The sequence below is a fragment of the Achromobacter sp. AONIH1 genome, from assembly GCF_002902905.1.
In the GTDB taxonomy this organism is placed as follows: Bacteria; Pseudomonadota; Gammaproteobacteria; order Burkholderiales; family Burkholderiaceae_B; genus Achromobacter.
In genome coordinates this window covers 467,362-483,832 of record NZ_CP026124.1, presented here as the reverse complement: position 1 = coordinate 483,832, position 16,471 = coordinate 467,362, and the positions used below count along the sequence as shown (strand labels likewise).

The 16,471-nt window shown below is 68.3% G+C and carries 18 protein-coding genes; 7 read left to right on the top strand and 11 right to left on the bottom strand.

What is annotated here, in order from left to right:
- Nucleotides 1–11: 11 nt before the first annotated feature.
- Both C2U31_RS02215 and C2U31_RS02210 read right to left on the bottom strand, forming a co-directional pair.
- A complete protein-coding gene (locus C2U31_RS02215) occupies nucleotides 12–1,223 on the bottom strand; it encodes an ABC transporter substrate-binding protein (protein WP_103271344.1) in 1,212 nt (403 codons plus the stop codon).
- A gap of 177 nt (nucleotides 1,224–1,400) precedes the next feature.
- Nucleotides 1,401–2,192: an SDR family NAD(P)-dependent oxidoreductase gene (locus C2U31_RS02210; RefSeq protein ID WP_103271343.1), complete on the bottom strand. Its 792-nt coding sequence runs from the start codon at nucleotides 2,190–2,192 to the stop codon at nucleotides 1,401–1,403.
- 215 nt (nucleotides 2,193–2,407) lie between these two features.
- On the opposite strand from C2U31_RS02210, the gene C2U31_RS02205 reads away from it, so the two are divergent.
- On the top strand, nucleotides 2,408–3,115 hold the full coding sequence (locus C2U31_RS02205) for a GntR family transcriptional regulator (RefSeq protein ID WP_103271342.1): 708 nt from the start codon (nucleotides 2,408–2,410) through the stop codon (nucleotides 3,113–3,115).
- Nucleotides 3,116–3,197: 82 nt separating this feature from the next.
- Here C2U31_RS02205 and C2U31_RS02200 read toward each other — a convergent pair whose 3' ends face one another.
- The gene (locus tag C2U31_RS02200) at nucleotides 3,198–3,848 is read right to left on the bottom strand and encodes a DsbA family oxidoreductase (protein WP_103271341.1); all 651 of its coding nucleotides are present in this window, start codon (nucleotides 3,846–3,848) and stop codon (nucleotides 3,198–3,200) included.
- A gap of 170 nt (nucleotides 3,849–4,018) precedes the next feature.
- Between C2U31_RS02200 and C2U31_RS02195 the strand changes: the two genes are divergently transcribed.
- The 5 genes from C2U31_RS02195 to C2U31_RS02170 all read left to right on the top strand — a co-directional run bounded on the left by C2U31_RS02195 (nucleotide 4,019) and on the right by C2U31_RS02170 (nucleotide 10,148).
- Nucleotides 4,019–4,633, top strand: coding sequence for a sorbitol dehydrogenase family protein (locus tag C2U31_RS02195; protein WP_233772609.1), 615 nt, complete (start codon nucleotides 4,019–4,021; stop codon nucleotides 4,631–4,633).
- Nucleotides 4,630–6,285, top strand: coding sequence for a GMC family oxidoreductase (locus tag C2U31_RS02190; RefSeq protein WP_103271340.1), 1,656 nt, complete (start codon nucleotides 4,630–4,632; stop codon nucleotides 6,283–6,285). The genes C2U31_RS02195 and C2U31_RS02190 overlap by 4 nt, the downstream gene beginning before the upstream one ends.
- Nucleotides 6,282–7,775: a cytochrome c gene (locus C2U31_RS02185; RefSeq protein ID WP_233772606.1), complete on the top strand. Its 1,494-nt coding sequence runs from the start codon at nucleotides 6,282–6,284 to the stop codon at nucleotides 7,773–7,775. The genes C2U31_RS02190 and C2U31_RS02185 overlap by 4 nt, the downstream gene beginning before the upstream one ends.
- Nucleotides 7,776–8,121: 346 nt before the next feature.
- On the top strand, nucleotides 8,122–9,474 hold the full coding sequence (locus tag C2U31_RS02175; RefSeq protein ID WP_103271339.1) for a M48 family metallopeptidase: 1,353 nt from the start codon (nucleotides 8,122–8,124) through the stop codon (nucleotides 9,472–9,474).
- 50 nt (nucleotides 9,475–9,524) lie between these two features.
- The gene (locus C2U31_RS02170) at nucleotides 9,525–10,148 is read left to right on the top strand and encodes a hypothetical protein (protein WP_158658289.1); all 624 of its coding nucleotides are present in this window, start codon (nucleotides 9,525–9,527) and stop codon (nucleotides 10,146–10,148) included.
- 124 nt (nucleotides 10,149–10,272) lie between these two features.
- Here the strand turns inward: C2U31_RS02170 and C2U31_RS02165 are convergent, their stop codons facing one another.
- On the bottom strand, nucleotides 10,273–10,923 hold the full coding sequence (locus C2U31_RS02165; protein WP_103271337.1) for a carbonic anhydrase: 651 nt from the start codon (nucleotides 10,921–10,923) through the stop codon (nucleotides 10,273–10,275).
- A 271-nt stretch (nucleotides 10,924–11,194) separates the two neighbouring features.
- Nucleotides 11,195–11,533, bottom strand: coding sequence for an FxLYD domain-containing protein (locus C2U31_RS02160; RefSeq protein ID WP_103271336.1), 339 nt, complete (start codon nucleotides 11,531–11,533; stop codon nucleotides 11,195–11,197).
- Between the two features lie 444 nt (nucleotides 11,534–11,977).
- On the opposite strand from C2U31_RS02160, the gene C2U31_RS02155 reads away from it, so the two are divergent.
- Nucleotides 11,978–12,319, top strand: a complete 342-nt coding sequence (locus C2U31_RS02155) for a PsiF family protein (protein WP_103271335.1) — start codon at nucleotides 11,978–11,980, stop codon at nucleotides 12,317–12,319.
- 114 nt (nucleotides 12,320–12,433) lie between these two features.
- Here C2U31_RS02155 and C2U31_RS02150 read toward each other — a convergent pair whose 3' ends face one another.
- From C2U31_RS02150 to C2U31_RS02125, 6 genes are all read right to left on the bottom strand, one after another.
- Nucleotides 12,434–13,474, bottom strand: a complete 1,041-nt coding sequence (locus C2U31_RS02150) for a cyclase family protein (RefSeq protein ID WP_103271334.1) — start codon at nucleotides 13,472–13,474, stop codon at nucleotides 12,434–12,436.
- A gap of 17 nt (nucleotides 13,475–13,491) precedes the next feature.
- Nucleotides 13,492–14,274 carry a 3-oxoadipate enol-lactonase gene (gene pcaD, locus C2U31_RS02145; RefSeq protein WP_103271333.1) on the bottom strand — a complete coding sequence of 261 codons (783 nt, stop codon included), beginning with the start codon at nucleotides 14,272–14,274 and terminating at the stop codon, nucleotides 13,492–13,494.
- An 83-nt stretch (nucleotides 14,275–14,357) separates the two neighbouring features.
- The gene (locus C2U31_RS02140) at nucleotides 14,358–14,654 is read right to left on the bottom strand and encodes a YciI family protein (protein ID WP_103271332.1); all 297 of its coding nucleotides are present in this window, start codon (nucleotides 14,652–14,654) and stop codon (nucleotides 14,358–14,360) included.
- Between the two features lie 12 nt (nucleotides 14,655–14,666).
- Entirely contained in the window at nucleotides 14,667–14,942 is a 276-nt protein-coding gene (catC, locus tag C2U31_RS02135) for a muconolactone Delta-isomerase (RefSeq protein ID WP_103271331.1), read from the bottom strand.
- Nucleotides 14,943–15,048: 106 nt separating this feature from the next.
- Nucleotides 15,049–15,696, bottom strand: coding sequence for a 3-oxoacid CoA-transferase subunit B (locus C2U31_RS02130; protein WP_103271330.1), 648 nt, complete (start codon nucleotides 15,694–15,696; stop codon nucleotides 15,049–15,051).
- Nucleotides 15,693–16,382, bottom strand: coding sequence for a 3-oxoacid CoA-transferase subunit A (locus C2U31_RS02125; protein WP_103271329.1), 690 nt, complete (start codon nucleotides 16,380–16,382; stop codon nucleotides 15,693–15,695). Before C2U31_RS02125 ends, C2U31_RS02130 begins: the two co-directional genes overlap by 4 nt.
- Between the last annotated feature and the right edge of the window lie 89 nt (nucleotides 16,383–16,471).

Here is a 16,471-nt window from a genome sequence, read left to right as displayed (position 1 = left end):
TGCCCGTGTGATTAAGGCTGGTACTGCCAGACGCTCTTGAAGGCGCCCGGGACCAGCGACATGCTGGTGCCGTCGAACTTGATGTAGATGGCCGATTCCTGAGCGGCGCGGTCATTCGGGCCGAACTCGATCGGACCCGCCATCACGCCGGAATCGAACTTCATGGTTTCCAGCGCGGCCAGCACCTTCTCGCGGGTGGGCTGCGGGCCGGCGGCCTTGAGCGCGTTGACCACCGCCATCGCCGGCGGGATGCCGTAGGGCATGTAGGTCTGCGGATGGCCGGGCTTGGCGGCGAGGTCGGGATAGGCCTGTTTGTACATGTCGTAGACCCAGGTCAGCTTGGGCCCGCCGGGCAGGTCGGACAGCACGTCCTGGATGTAGACGTTCTTGAAGGCGTCCTTGTTGCCGACGTTCTCCACCAGCTGCTTCAGGTCGGCGGTGCCGTTGACGGCCAGCACGATGGGCTTGTTCCAGCCCAGTTCCTGCGCCTTCTTGATGATCAGCGCGGCCGGACGGGCGTAGGTGGTCAGCAGCAGCACGTCGGGATTGGCCGCGCGGATCTTGAGCATGGGCGCGGTCACGTCGGTGATGTTCGGGTTCACCGACTGCACCTGCAGGTCCACGCCGCCCAGCTGCTTGGCCTGGGCGCGCGCGGCTTCCAGGTTCCAGCCGCCGTAGGCGTCATCGTGGTTGATGTAGCCGACCTTCTTGGCCTTCAGGTGCTCCGAGGCGAACTGCATCATCGAGCCGCCCACGGCGTGCTGCGAGATCGAGAACGCGCCGTAGATGTACTTGGACGGCGGATACAGCGCGCCGTCGCCCGAGGCGTTCAGCATCAGCAGCGGGATCTTCTCGCGCTCGACGTATTCGCGCGCGGCCACCACGGCGGCCGAGCAGGAGCCGCCGTTCAGCATGAAGACCTTGTCCTGTTCGGTCAGCTTCTTCACGGCCGCGACCAGGTCGTTGGCGTTGCAGCGATCGTCCTCGATCACCAGCTCCAGCTGGCGGCCATGGATGCCGCCTTCCTTGTTGATCTTGGCGTAGTACATCTTGGCCGCGTTCATCACGTCGAAGCCGTAGGCCATGCCGGCGCCGGACAGCGGCGCGAACACGCCGATCTTGATGGTCTTGTCGGTGATGCCCGGTTCCTGCTGGGCCTGGGCGCCGGTGGCGACCGCCCACGCGCAAAGCGCGGCGGCGGCGAAGCGACTGCTGGTCTTCATGGTTGTCTCCCGTTGCTGATCATTTTTTTGCCGTCAGGACCGTCCACGCCGGATGCTGCCCTGTGCGGCGGGCATGGCGCGAAGCGGACCGGGACTGGCGCTGGTCTGGGTACTGGTCTGGGTACTGGGCGGACATGCCGCCAAATTCGAACGACTGCGTGGAACGGCCGGGTGTTGCTACTGCATGCGGTAGCCGCCGTTGACATCGATGATGCTGCCCGTGATGTAGGCGGCGTCTTCCGAGGCCAGGAAGCGGACGGCGGCGGCCACGTCCTGCACGGTGCCGATGCGGCCCAGCGGGATGGCCTGCGCGGCGGCGGCGAGCGCGCCGCTGCTGGTGACGGTGCTGCGCAGCATGTCGGTGTCGATCAGGCCCGGGGCGATGCCGTTGACGGTGATGCCCAGGTGCGCGGATTCGCGCGCCATGGCCTTGGTCAGGCCCAGCACGGCGGACTTGGCGGCGATGTACGAAGCGCTGGAGCGGTAGCCGCCCAGCTGCGCGGCCACCGAGCTGAAGGTGACGACGCGGCCGTGCTGCACCGGCGCGGCTTCGCGGCGGCGCAGGAATTCGCGTCCGCACAGGAACACGCCGCGCGCGTTCACGGCGAAGCTGCGTTCCCAGATATCCAGCGTGGTGTCCTTGATCAGCGGGCGTTCGCCGTTGTCCTGGAACAGCAGCAGGCCGGCGGCGCTGACCAGCACCGAGATCGGGCCGTGGCGTGTCTCGATGTCGTCGAAGGCCGCCATGACCGAGGCTTCGTCGCTGACGTCGAAGGCGCGCGCGTCATGCGGCGCGCCCAGTTCGTCGGCCACGCGGCGCGCGCGGCCGGCATCCACGTCCGACACCACGACCCGGTAGCCGGCCTGCGCCAGCTCCTGGCAGATGGTGGCGCCGATGCCGCCGCCGCCGCCCGTGACCAGGGCAAGACGGGAAGCGGCGCCCGCGGCGGGCGTGGATACATTGGACATGCTGTCTCCTGGCGATCGTGCCGTCCGCCTGGGGAACGGCAACGGCGGCTTTAAAATTTTTTGCGATTATGTATACATGCTGGTCGCGCATATATAAGGGCTTTCCCTGATCTTGCTTTGAGGGAAATCAGTCTTCATTGGGGAATTCACTGGGGAAAGCCCTGATGCGAACCCGGTGGCGGGAACGTATGTATTCTTCATGTATACAATGCGGCATGGATACGCTATCTCAACACGTGACCGACACGCTGCGGGACTGGGTGCTGCACGGCAAGTTCAGCCCGGGCGCGCGCCTGGAGGAAATCCCGCTGGCCGAGAAGCTGGGCGTGTCGCGCACGCCGGTGCGCGCCGCCCTGGCGACGCTGGGCAACGAGGGCCTGCTCGAACACCTGCCCAAGCGCGGCTACACGGTGCGGGCCTATGACATCGGCGAGATCGTGGCGGCCTACGAGGTGCGGGCCGCGCTGGAAGGGCTGGCCTGTCGCCAGGCGGCCATGCGCGGCCTGTCGAACGACGCGGTCGCGACCCTGCGCAATTGCCTGGACGAAGGCGACCGCATCCTGGGCAAGGGCGTGCTGCTGCCCGACGACCACATGCCGTACCAGCAGGTGAACATCACGCTGCACAACAGCATCCTGGAAGCCGCCGGCAATCCCTGGGTCAGGCGCTTCGCCACGCAGGCCCAGGCCATTCCCTACGCGTCGGACCGCATCGTCCTGTGGGAAGACCACGGCATCATCCTGCGCTCGCACGATGACCACCACCGCATCGTCAACGCCATCATCGGGCGCGACGGCGCGCGCGCCGAGGATCTGATGCGCGAGCATGTCTACTACGCCGGCATCATCCTGAAGAACAACTACGAGAAGCTGGGGCCGGCCGGAGCCAAGCCGGGCATGGCGCAGCTGGGCGGACGGGTCTGAGCGCCGGGGCTGATGCGCGGCGTCCCGCTACGCCGCATCCCGATACGTCACGCCCCGTGACGGCAAGCCCCGGGTCGGGGATCTAGCCTTCCTGCGCCACCTGGCGCAGCGCCTGTTCGAACACGTCCGTCGGCTGGCCGCCGGACACCAGGTACTTGCCGTTGAGGATCACCGACGGCACCGACGTGATGCCGCGATCGCGCCATTGCGCTTCCTCGGTCCTGACCGCATCGGCATAGCGGCCGGACGCCAGCACCTCGCGCGCCTGCGCCTCGTCCAGGCCGGCGTCGGCCGCCGCGCGCGCCAGCACCTCGGCGTCGCTCGTGTCCAGGTTGTCGTCGTGATAGACCGCCAGCAGGCGCTTCTTAAGCGCGACCTGCAGGGCGGGATCCTGCAGCCCGGCCCAATGCAGCAGCCGATGCGCGTCGAAGGTGTTGTAGGAGCGGTTGTCGTCGGCCATGCGCATCGGCATGCCGACGGCGGCCGCGCGCTCGCTGATCACCTTGCGGTTGGCCTGGATGCGCTCGCGGTCGTAGCCGTACTTGGCCATCAGGCGCTCGATGGTGTTCTGTCCGCCCTTGGGCATGTCGGGGTTCAGCTCGAAGGGCCGGAAATGCAGTTCGACCTCGGCCTCGCCGCGCAGCCGCTCGATCGCGGCCAGCAGGCCGCCCAGGCCCACCGCGCACCACGGGCAGGCCACGTCCGAGACGAAATCGATGCTTATCTTTGCCATGGAACGCTCCGGAGAATGTGGGCTGGGCGCGGCCGGGCATGAAAACCGCCGCGCGGCAATGCGGAAAATGGAAAATTGTTGCCCATGGGGCAGAGGAGTACAGTACACCTTCCTGTCAGGTGCATCCGATAAAGTAAACCGCAGTGTTTTACTGGAAAGGACAGATCACCGTGGAATCGCCCTCCTCAGGCACCCCGGCCCCGGATCCTTCCGAGACCGACGCGCAGGTCGCGCTGCCGCGCCGCCGCGCGCTCATGCTGGGCCTGGCCGGCGTCGGGCTTGAAGCCGGACTGCTGGCCTATCCCTCCCTGCTCTGTGCTCAACCCGCCGCGCAACCGTCTGCCGCGCCCGTGGCCGACGATGGTTTCCTCGCGCTGTCGCGCGCGCTGACCGACCACGCCCACCTGAACCCCGTCACCGCGCGCCGCATGCGCGACGCGCTGGAGCGTTCCGGCGTGCGTCAGGCCGGCGACTGGCCCAGGCTGGCCGCGCTGGCCGCCAGCCATCCCACCGCCGACGCGCTGATGGCCGCGGCCAGGCAGGCCGGGCTGCAGGACCTGGCCAGCGACATCGTCGCCGCCTGGTACACGGGCACCGTGGGACGCGGGCCGACCGCCGTCGTCGTCGCCTATGAAGAGGCGCTGATGTACCAGCCCGTGCGCGACGCGCTCACCGTGCCCACCTATTGCAGCTATGGCCCGCTCTGGTGGACGGCGGCGCCGCCGGATCCGGCGGCCATGCCGCCCGAGCCTCCCCTGATCGCTTCACCTGGCGCAACCCTATGAGACAAGCAGAATTCTCCGCCGACGGCGACGCACGCGCGGACATCGTCGTCGTCGGCTCGGGCGTCGTGGGCGCGATGATCGCGGACCAGCTGAGCGCCCGCGGCCACTCCGTGCTGATCCTGGAGGCCGGCCTGCGCATCGAGCGCGCCCAGGCCGTGGAAAACTGGCGCAACATGCCCTTCGCCAATCGCCTGGGATCCGATTTCCAGGGCCTGTATCCACAGTCCCCGCTGGCGCCGGCGCCGCTGTATTTCCCGGAAAACAACTACGTTCACCTGACCGGTCCCAGCGGCAGCGGCTTCAAGCAGGGCTATCTGCGCACCGTGGGCGGCACCACCTGGCATTGGGCGGCGTCGTGTTGGCGCCACCTGCCGGTGGACCTGCGCATGCAATCGGCCTACGGCGTGGGCCGCGACTGGCCGATATCATACGAGGAGCTGGAGCCCTACTACCTGCAGGCCGAGAACGAGATGGGCGTGGCCGGTCCCAACGATCCCGCGCAGCAATCGCCGGTCGAGCGCAGCGGTCCCTATCCGATGGACATGGTGCCGTGGGCCTATGGCGACCAGCGTTTCGCCGACGTGGTGAACCCGCATGGCTACCGCTCGGTGCCCATTCCGCAGGGCCGCAGCACGCGGCCCTGGCGCGGCCGTCCCACCTGTTGCGGCAACAACAACTGCCAGCCGATCTGTCCGGTCGGCGCCATGTACAACGGCATCCATCATGTCCAGGCGGCCGAGGAGAAGGGCGCCATCGTGCTGCCGCAGGCGGTGGTCTACAAGATCGACACGGACGAGAACAACCGCGTCACCGCCGTGCACTGGTACGACCAGGCGCGCAAGTCGCACAAGGCCACCGGCCGGCATTTCGTGCTGGCCTGCAACGCGCTGGAAACCCCGCGCCTGCTGCTCATGGCCGCCAATGAACGCAACCCCGCCGGCATCGCCAATTCGTCTGACCAGGTGGGCCGCAACATCATGGACCACTCGGGCTTCCATTGCTTCTTCCTGGCCAGCGAACCGCTCTGGCCGGGACGCGGCCCGGCGCAGAGCAGCTGCCTGGTGGGGCCGCGCGACGGCGCCTTCCGTTCGGCCTATTCGGCCAACAAGATGATCCTGAACAACATCACCCAGGTCGCCTCGGCCACGCAGGCCGCCATGGACATGGGCCTGGCCGGCAAGGCGCTGGATGCCGAGATCCGCCGCCGCGCCGCGCATGGCGTGGACCTGTCGATCAGCCTGGAGCCGCTGCCGGACCCCAACAACCGCCTGACCCTGAGCAAGACGCGGATGGATCCGCTGGGGCTGCCCTGTCCGGACGTCAACTACGACGTGGGCGACTACGTGCGCAAGGGCGCCGAGGCCGCCCACGCGCAGCTGCGGCATATCGGCACGCTGTTCCAGGCCACCGAATTCCGCATCACGACACAGCTCAACGCCAACAACCACATGATGGGCAGCGTCATCATGGGCGCCAATCCCAAGGACTCGGTGGTGAATGGCGACTGCCGCGCGCACGACCACGACAATCTCTGGCTGCCGGGCGGCGGCGCGATGCCCTCGGCCAGCGTGGTGAACAGCACCTTGAGCATGGCCGCCCTGGGCCTGAAGGCCGCGGCGGCCATCGCCAAGCAGATGGATGCCGCCGCATGATGCCCGCCGCCCGCTCCGCGCATGTCGTTTCCGATCCGGGTTCCCCGCGCCCGCGCGCCTGGCTGCGCCTGGGCCTGGGCGCGGCGCTGTGGCTGGGGCTGGCCGCCGGCGCCGCCGCGCAGGCGCCGGCCGAGGCCGACGCGCGCCTGCTCGAACGCGGCCGCTCGCTGGCCATCGCCGCCGACTGCCTGGCCTGTCACACGCAGGCCGGCGGCGGCAAGCCATATGCCGGCGGCTATCCCATCAACAGTCCGCTGGGCGTCATCTACGCCAGCAACATCACGCCGTCCAGGACGGCGGGCATCGGCGACTACAGCGAGGCGGATTTTGCCCGCGCGCTGCGCGAGGGCGTGCGCAAGGATGGCGCGCGGCTGTATCCGGCCATGCCCTACACGTCCTACACCTTGATCACCGACGAGGACATGAAGGCGCTGTACGCCTATTTCATGAAGGGCGTGGCCCCGGTGGATGAACCCGCTCCCGTCACGCGGCTGCCGTTCCCGTTCAGCGTGCGGGCCTCGATGCTGGGATGGAACCTGTTGTTCCTGGACAACCGGCGCTATACCCCGGATCCGTCCAAGAGCGAGCAGATCAACCGTGGCGCCTATCTGGCCAATGCGCTGGCGCATTGCGGCAGCTGCCATACGCCGCGCAACGCGCTCATGGCTGAGGACGCCGGCCGCGCGCTGGGCGGTGGCCCCGTCGGGCCGTGGTACGCGCCGAACATCAGCTCGGATCCTGTTGCCGGCATCGGCGGCTGGTCGGAGGACGAACTGGTGCAGTACCTGCGCACCGGTCGCGTCGCCGGCAAGGCCCAGGCCGGCGGCATGATGGCCGAGGCGGTCGAGAACAGTTTCCAGCACATGCCCGAGACGGACCTTCGGGCGATCGCGGCCTACCTGAAGAGCACCGCGCCGGTCGGCCCCGAGTCCGCGGCGGACAGCAAGCGCCCGGCCGGGACCGCCTATGACCAGGGCCGCGCGGCCAGCGACGAGGCGCGGCGGCGCGGCCTGGACAGCCAGACCGCCACCGCCAGCCTGAAGTCCGGCGCCGCGCTGTTCAGCGGCTATTGCGCCAGCTGTCACCAGTCCAGCGGCGCGGGCAGCGCCAACCAGGCCTATCCCTCGCTGTTCCACAACACGGCCACCGGCGCGGGCACGGCGGCCAATCTGGTCGCGACCATCCTGTACGGCATCGACCGCAATGTCGGCGATCAGCACGTGCTGATGCCGCGCTTCGATCAGAAGTCCTACGTCAATCCGCTGACCAACCAGCAGGTGGCGGACATTTCCAATTACGTGCTGGCGAGCTACGGCAATCCGGATCTGCGGGTCACGCCCGCGGACGTGCAGCAGTCCCGCGATGGCGGCCCCGTGCCGCTGCTGGCGAAGGCCCAGCCTTATCTGGTGCCGGGCGGCGTCGCCGTCCTGGTGGTGCTGCTGCTTCTGCTGCTGGCGTGGCGGCGGGTGTGCAGGCGTCGGTCGCGCTAGGAGGGCCGGCTGTCCTTCTACGAAGCCAGCATCGCTGCGGCGGCGATCGGAGCAGGTTGCCGTACGCTTTACAGTGAAGATATGAGCCACGGGCAGATCCTCGAGGATGGCCTGACGATAACGAGTCTGTTCCGGGCGCCGCGACCGTGAGAGTGATATCGAACGCAAAAATTCGATATTTCTATTTTTGGATTCTTGTTTGCTCGAGCATTAACGAGGTATTGAGATACTTCCCCGACAGCAGCGTTGCTTGTCACTGTCGTTCGAGCTATATACTCGGCCACCTCCACGAAAATGAATAAGAATCGTGAACGACGTAGCGCCGTATTCCGCTCGCATACGCCGCATGGTTTTTGTCCTGGGCCTTGGCGTGCCGGTGGCTATGGCGATCATCGCGCTATGGCAATGGCAGCGCGTTGGCGCCTTGCCGACGGTGCCGGTGACATCCTTGCGTTATTACGGGCAGCGCAGCCCGTGGGTGCATGACGCGCTGGCGCTGCTGGCGCCCTTGACGCTGTTGCTGGGCGTCCTGGCGACCGCGTCCTTCTGCGCGGCGCTGGTGGCGATCCGCCGCGCCACGGCGCGGGCCATGCAGTCGCGCGACGCACTGATGCAGGCCTTCGAGAACGGCCGCCGCTGGCTGCCGAAGTTCATGCTGTCGCAGACCGTGCTGGTGTTCGGCGGACTGATCACCCTGCTGAGTTTCGAAGCCATCATCATCCTGAGCCGGCCGGGCGTGTCGGACGGCGGCGTCAAGCTGGGCGTGTTCCTCGCCATGGTCGCGCTGGCGCTGGCCTGGTACGGCTTCAAGATGCTGTATGGCGCGCTGCGCCAGTCCGAGCGCCAGGGCGAGCCCGAGCCCATTCTGCTCATGGGCCAGTCGCTGGCGCCGCATCAGGCGCCGCGCCTGTGGGAGTTCGTGCGCGAGATCGCCAAGCGGACAGACGCGCGCGCGCCCGACGCGGTCGTTGTCGGCCTGAACGAAGGCTTCTTCGTCACCGAGCATCCGGTGGCGCTGGTCAGCGGCCAGCCGGTGCCCGAGGGGCGCGTGCTATACCTGCCCTTGCCCTATATGGCTTTCCTGGATCGCGCCCAGGTGTCCGCCGTGATCGCGCACGAGCTTGGCCATTTCACCGGCGAGGACACGGGCTACAGCCTGCGCTTCGCGCCCATTTACCGCAGTTTCCTGGACAGCATCTTCGCCATCACCAACGAGCACGACGAGAAGGACGACGGCTCGCGCGCCTGGGTCGCCGCCCCGGTCACGCTGTATGGCAAATGGTTCCTCGCCAGTTTCGAGGAAGCCATGCATCACTGGAGCCGCGAGCGCGAGCTGGCGGCCGACGCTTTCGGCAGCCGCATCGCCGGCACGGAATCGTCCGCGCTGGCGCTGCTGCGCATTTCCGGGCTGCACCGGATCGTGGACGCGGCGCTGGCGCACAACCAGCAGGCGCCGGCAGAGGAGCGCGGCGGCGTGCTGAAGATGGTGCGCCGGCTGGTCGCCGAGCACGGGCTGGATGACCCGCAAGAGCGCCTGCAGGACCAGCAGGCGCATCCGCTGGACAGCCACCCGTCGCTCAAGCAGCGCCTGGAGGCGCTGGGCGTGGCCATCACGCCCGAGCTGCTGGCCCGCGCGCGCGATCCGCGCGACGCCGCGCTGCTGGTCGAGCTGGGGCTGGAATCGGCCGTGTCCGCTTGAGCGCCGGCAACCGCGCCGCGCAGGTTTCGCTGATCTCATCCGGAGACGTCATGAATGACATCGCATCCTCGCTGGAACAAGAATTCACCACGCATGCGCAAGCGGACCGCGACGCGTATATCGCAGAGCTGAAGCGGCTGGAGGCGGCCGGGCGCGGCAGCGTGGAGATCACGCCGCATTCGGTCGGACTGCCGGTGCTGTTCGGCGGCGCGGGCGCCGCGGTGCTGTATGGCGCGCTGTCTTCCCGTCATCTGACGACGATGGAAGTCCTGCTGTTCTCGTTGCTGGGCCTGGCGCTGCTGTCCAGCCTGTGGATGATGTTCGGCCCGCGCAAGCCTTGCTACACCCTGTGCGAGGAAGGCATACGGGTGCGCGGCGGCGACCTGACGCCCTGGGACAGCATTTCGGACTGGCGCGTCAATGAGACCCGCTACTCCTTCCTGCCCATTTCCGTTGCCTTGGTGCTGAACTACGAGGCGGGTTTCACGCCGCCGCCGCTCAAGCGTCCGTTCTCGGTCGGCGTGACGCGCCACAATCGCAAGACGGGCGAGTACGTGACCGACCTGACGCTGTACACCGGGCCCAAGGGCATGAGCGTGGCGCAGCTGACCGAGCGCATCAACGATTGCCACATGGCGGCGCAGGCGCGCGCCGAACTGGCGCGCCTGGGCTGATCGACAGGGAACACTGGCGGGCGCCGGCAGGCGCGCCGCAAGGCGTCCGATCGCCGCGAGCGCGGCGGCTTGCCTCACGGCGCGTCGGGGCCGGTCCGGCTCCGACGCCCGCGACCACGCAGGCTTACTTCGTGACGCCGTTTTCCACGCAGGGGTGGAATTCGCCGCTGTCCTTGTCCAGCAGGAACAGCACGCCGGTGGCGACGCCGAAGTAGGTGCCGTGCAGTTCCAGCTCGCCGCTTTCGACGCGGCGGCGGATGAAGGGGAAGGTCAGCAGATTGTTCAGGCTCTGCTTGATCACGGCCAGTTCCAGGCGCTTGAGGTCGGCGTTGCGGTCGCCGGTGGATTCGCCCAGGCCTTCGGCCACGGGCTCGATCTGGGTCATCCACTTGCGGATGAAGTCGCCGCGGCTCAGCGGCTTGGCGTCGTCGTAGAACGCGCGCACGCCGCCGCAGGACGCGTGGCCCAGCACCACGATGTGCTTGACGTTCAGGCCGTTGACCGCGAATTCGATGGCGGCGCTGGTGCCGTGATAGGACGATTCGGTGTCCGGGTCACAGGGCGGCACCAGGTTGGCCACGTTGCGCACCACGAACATCTCGCCCGGTCCGGCGTCGAAAATCAGTTCCGGGGCGACGCGGGAGTCGCAGCAGCCGATGATCAGGATTTCCGGGTTTTGTCCGGTTTCCGCCAGCTTCTGGTAGCGCGAACGCTCGGCGGGGAAGCGGCCGTCGAGGAAGGATTGATAGCCGTCAGCGAGTCTTTTGGGGAACATTGTTTTCACATCCTAATAACTGGGCCAGGGAGACTGGCGAGCCGACAGACGCAAGAAGGGGCTTCGCGCGGAAGCCCCTGTCATCGAGTCGGCAATGCCAATTTTCCCATAAGTTGGGTCCCCCCCGAAGCGCCTTTGGCGCTCCCCCCCAGGGGGCGCCGCTGCGGACCGGCGGAGCCGGATCCGCGCGGCCTGGCTTGGGGGCGCCGCGCTACGTGGCGGGCGCGGTTGCAGATGCCTGCAAGATAAAAGGGTCGCATTGACGCATGGGCTACCAGGCCTGCACGTCCAGCGCCGTCACCCGCGCCGCCGGCAGCGGCGTGACTGCCCTCACCAGCCGGATCTGTCCCGGCGCCAGCGGTCCCGTCACGCCGTCCTGCACCCGGCCGATCTCGCGGCCCTGTTCGTCGTACAGCACAAAGGTCAGCATGACGCTGTTGATGGGGCGGGCGGATTGATTGGCGAGCGAGCCGGTGATGGTGGAGCCGTTCTGGGCGTCGCGCACGGTCTGGATATTGCCCAGCGTGACGCCGTAGGCCAGGCTTTGCGCCGACGCGCCGCCGCCGGCCAGGCAGGCCAGCGCGGCAAGGAAGGCTAGGGCGGTTTTCATGGTCGTCTCCTTTCGGGGCTCGCCGCGGCGGGCAAGGCGCGCTGTGTCGCGGCGTTTCTATCTCACACCTTTACGCCCCGGCGCACAACGGGTGGCGAGGGGCAATGGGTAACAGGTTGCGAGGGTTGCACCCAGATTCGACAGGGGATGGCGCGGCTGCATCCGAATGTCTCCAGCTTGCGGGCATTCTAGCGTCGCCGGCGTGTCGCGGCGAGGGTGCGCGCCCGCCGCGTTTGTCTATGATCAGCCGGACGCGAGGCGGTCGTTTTTCAGCTGCCAGACAGCTGGCGGGCGCCCCTGGCGCCTTAGCGTTTTTTAACTTTTTACGCTCTTGCGAAGCCCTGGTGTTTGCCCGATGATGAGCACGCCGGCGCCTTGTCCGGCGGACCGTGCGGCCCGATCCCGCGCCCCTCGGGCGCCCCGGGCGCTCAAAGAGAGGAATCCATGTTTTCCCGCACCAGCCAGCTGGCTTCGGCCTTAGTCCTTTCCGCTTGCTTCGCCGGGGCCGCGTTCGCGCAGACCGCCGCGCCCGCCGCCGCCCAGCCCGCCAAGACCCCCACGCCGCAGCAGCAGCGCATGGCCGACTGCAACAAGTCGGCCGAGGGCAAGAAGGGCGACGATCGCAAGACCTACATGAGCGCCTGTCTGAAGGGCGAGCAGCCGGCGCCGGCCAAGCAGCTCACGCCACAGCAGCAGAAGATGAAGGACTGCAACGCCAAGGCCGGCGAGCAGAAGCTCACCGGCGACAAGCGCAAGACCTTCATGAGCACCTGCCTGAAGGGCTGAGCGCCTGCGCTTCAAACGCAACCGGGCCGCGCAAGCGGCCCGGCGTGTTTGTGGCGGTCCATTCCGATCCGGCGCGCAGCCGCGCGGGTGTCCGAGCCGGAAGGACGCGCCGCCTCAGACCGTGGCGATCGGCGTCACCGGCGAGCCGATGGCGTGCGGCAGGCGCAGCGGCGGCGCGGTCAGCATGAAGCGGTGGCGGCCATTGGCGCGCAGCCAGTCGGCCAGGTCCTTCAGATACCACAGTTCGGCCAGCGGCAGGCCCAGCTTGAACAGGCAGTGGTGGTGCAAGGGCAGCATGGGCCGCGGGCCGCTGCGTTCGCGCGCGGGATAGGCTTCCACCGCGTAGTTATCGGCGCAGATGGCGGCGATGCCGCTGTCGGTGATCCACTGCAGCAGCGCCTCGTCGGTGCCGTCCAGCGCGGCGCCGTAGCTGTGCAGCGTGTCGGCGTCGGGCTGGCCGTTCATGGCGACCACGGCCTCGGCGTAGCCGGTGCGCAGCACCAGCATGTCGCCCGGCTCGATCTCGATGCCGTCGGCCTCGATCACGCGCATCAGCTCGGCGTGGCCGATCAGCGTGCGGCCGGCGCCGTAGTGGCGTTCCAGGTCGACCAGCACGCCGCGTCCCTGCATGCCTTTCTGCGCCAGGTGCTCGATGCCCAGCTTCAGCGCCGCCGACGGGCCGCCGCTGTCGCAGCCGCAGCCCGCGTGGCTGCCGTCGGCCGGGCCGATCACGTCCACGCCGGCGGCATAGCCGTTGTAGTAGCGCAGCTCGGGCCGGCCGTCGCCGTCGGCGTCGAACAGCGCGCCGACGTGGGCCAGCGCGTCCCATTGCGTCGAGTACTGCATGGACAGCAGCACCTGGTCGTCGCTCAGCACGTCCAGCGCGTCGGGATTGACGTTGCGCAGCGGGAAGTTCAGGTAGGGCGTGTCGCGCAGCCGCGTCGGGCTCAGCTGCGGCGGATGGCGGCGCGGGTTGAGCACGTTGCCGCCGGGCAGGTCCAGCGGCAGCGACAGGCAGAAGGTCTTGCCGGCGCGGATCTCGCGGGCGCCCTTGAGCACCTGTTCTTCGGTGATGAGGTTGAGGCGGCCGAGTTGGTCGTCGGGGCCGAAGTCGCCCCAGTTCGAGCCCTCGGGCCGGTGTTTCCAGCGTTGCATGCGGTGTCCTCCGGGATTCACTGGGCCAGCAGGAAGCCGAGCACGGCGCGGTTGAATTCCTCGGGCCGTTCCCAGTTGGAGATGTGTGACGTGTCCAGCTCGACGTAGCGCGCGCCGGGGATGGCGGCGGCCAGCTCGCGGCCCTGGGCCGGCGTGGCGGCCAGGTCGTGGGTGCTGGAGATGACCAGCGTGCGCGCGCGGATGGCGGCGACGCGGTCGCGGTAGTCGGCGTCGCGCAGCGCGGCGCAGTTGCGCGAGTAGCCGGCGTCCGGCGTGCGGCGCAGCATGTCCACCAGCACCTGCGACAGGCCCGGCTCGGCGGCGCGGTAGCCGTCGGTCAGCCAGCGTTCGACCAGGGCCGGCGCCATCTTTTCCAGCGTCTGTTCGGCCACGGCGTTGATGCGCGTGGTCCAGCCTTCGGCCGAGCCGATGCGGGCGGCCGTGTTGCACAGGATCAGGCTGTCGACCCGTTCCGGGTGGGCCAGCGCCAGCGCGATGCCGGTGGGGCCGCCCATGGACAGGCCGCAGAAGTGGGCGCGCGCGATGCCCAGGCTGTCCAGCAGCTCGGCGATGTCGCCGGCCAGCTGTTCGAAGCGGTATTCGCCGTCGGGGATCGAGGACTTGCCGTGTCCGCGCGTGTCGTAGCGCAGCACGCGGAAATGCTTGCTCAGCTCAGGCACCTGGCGCGCCCACATGTCGGCGCAGGTGCCCAGCGAATTGGACAGCACCAGCACGGGCGCGTCGGCGGGGCCGTCGATGACGTAGTACAGCCGGGCCTGGCTGAGATCGGCATAAGACATGGATGTTCCTCGAGGGTGAAGCCGGACGGCGGCGATGCCGTCCGGCGCATGGGGTGGCCGCGCCGCGCGGGCGGGCGGCGGGCTTACAGGTGGCAGACGCCGTCGACGTAGGCCTTGCGCCAGCGCGTGATGGCCACGCGCTCGAACAGGCCGGCCTGGGCGAAGGGATCGGCGTCGATGAACTGCTGCGCGGCTTCGCGCGTGTCCAGGTCGACCAGGTACAGGCCGCCGCCGGCATCGGCGCCGTCGTCCTGCAGCTTGGCGCCGCAGGCCAGCAGCAGGCCCTTGTTGGCGTCCAGGTATTCCAGGTGCGCGGCGCGCTGCTGCTGGCGCACGGCCTGGTGGCCGGGCTTGTCGAAGGTCTCGATGATGTAGGGCATGGCGGCCTCGCCTCAGATGGCCGAGGGATGACGCGCCAGCGCCGTCACCTGGATGTCCATGTACGGGAACAGCGGCAGCGAGGCCAGCAGGGTGTGCAGCTCGTCGTTGCTTTCCACGTCGAAGATGCTGACGTTGGCATAGCGGCCGACCACGCGCCACAGGCTCTTCCACTTGCCGTCGCGCTGCAGCTGTTGCGCCAGGGCCTTTTCGTCGGCCTTGAGCTTGTCGACGCGCTCGGCCGGCATGTCGACGGGCAGATTGACTTGCATTTGAACCATGAACAACATGATGGATTCTCCGGGTTGCGGCCCCGGCATCGCGGAGCCTGGTCGGGCCGCGCGGCGCGGCCCGGGGTGTCGATAAAGGGCGCGGGCGCGTTGGCCCGGCCCGGGTTCAGTTCGCGAACTTCAGCGGCAGGCCGGTCAGGCGCAGCAGCTCGTCGGGCGTGACGCCGCCGAACAGGTCGGTCACGGTGACGCCGTCGGCGCGGATGTCGAACACCGCCACGTCGGTGTACACGCGCGACACGCAGCGCACGCCGGTCAGCGGGTAGGTGCAGGCCTGCACCAGCTTGCTCTGGCCTTCGCGGGTCTGCAGTTCCATCATGACGAACACGTCCTTGGCGCCGATGGCCAGGTCCATCGCGCCGCCCACCGCGGGAATCGCGTCGGGGGCGCCGGTGTGCCAGTTGGCCAGGTCGCCGTGCTGCGACACCTGGAAGGCGCCCAGCACGCAGATGTCCAGATGGCCGCCGCGCATCATGGCGAAGGAATCGGCATGGTGGAAGAAGGCGCAGCCGGGCAGCTCGGTCACGGGCTGCTTGCCGGCGTTGATCAGGTCGTAGTCCTCTTCGCCCTTGGCCGGCGCCGGACCCATGCCCAGCATGCCGTTCTCGGTGTGCAGGATGACTTCGCGGTCGGCCGGCAGGTGGTTGGCGACCAGGGTCGGCAGGCCGATACCCAGGTTCACGTAGGCGCCTTCGGGAATGTCGCGGGCGACGCGCGCGGCGATCTCGTCGCGGCTCAGTTTGTTTTGGCTCATTGCTGTTCCTTGGCGGCCGGGGCGGCGTCGATCCGCACCACGCGTTGCACGAAGATGCCGGGGGTGACCACGTTCTCGGGATCGAGCTCGCCCAGTTCGACGATCTCGCGCACCTGCGCCACGGCCACGCGCGCCGCGCTGGCCATGATGGGGCCGAAGTTGCGCGCGGTCTTGCGGTACACCAGGTTGCCCCAGCGGTCGCCGCGCTCGGCCTTGATCAGCGCGTAGTCGGCGTGCAGCGGGTATTCCAGCACGTACTGGCGGCCGTTGATTTCGCGGGTTTCCTTGCCCTCGGCCAGCGGCGTGCCGTAGCCCGTGGGCGTGAAGAAGGCGCCGATGCCGGCGCCGGCGGCGCGGATGCGCTCGGCCAGGTTGCCCTGCGGCACCAGCTCCAGCTCGATCTTGCCGCTGCGGTACAGGCCGTCGAAGATCTGCGAGTCCACCTGCCTCGGGAACGAGCAGATGATCTTGCGCACGCGGTTCGCGCCCAGCAGCGCGGCCAGGCCGGCGGTGCCGTTGCCGGCGTTGTTGTTGATGATGACGAGGTCCTTGGCGCCCTGTTCGAGCAGCGCGTCGATCAGCTCCATCGGCTGGCCGGCCGTGCCGAAGCCGCCGATCATGACGGTCGCGCCGTCGGGTACGTCCGCCAGGGCGGTCGCCGCGTTGGCAACAAGCTTAGAGATCATGGTGTTCGCTCATAGGTGGCATGTCATAATTTGTTCTTCTATAGAACATTCGTTCTTCTGAAGAACATCGTTTCATGGGGCCGACGCGA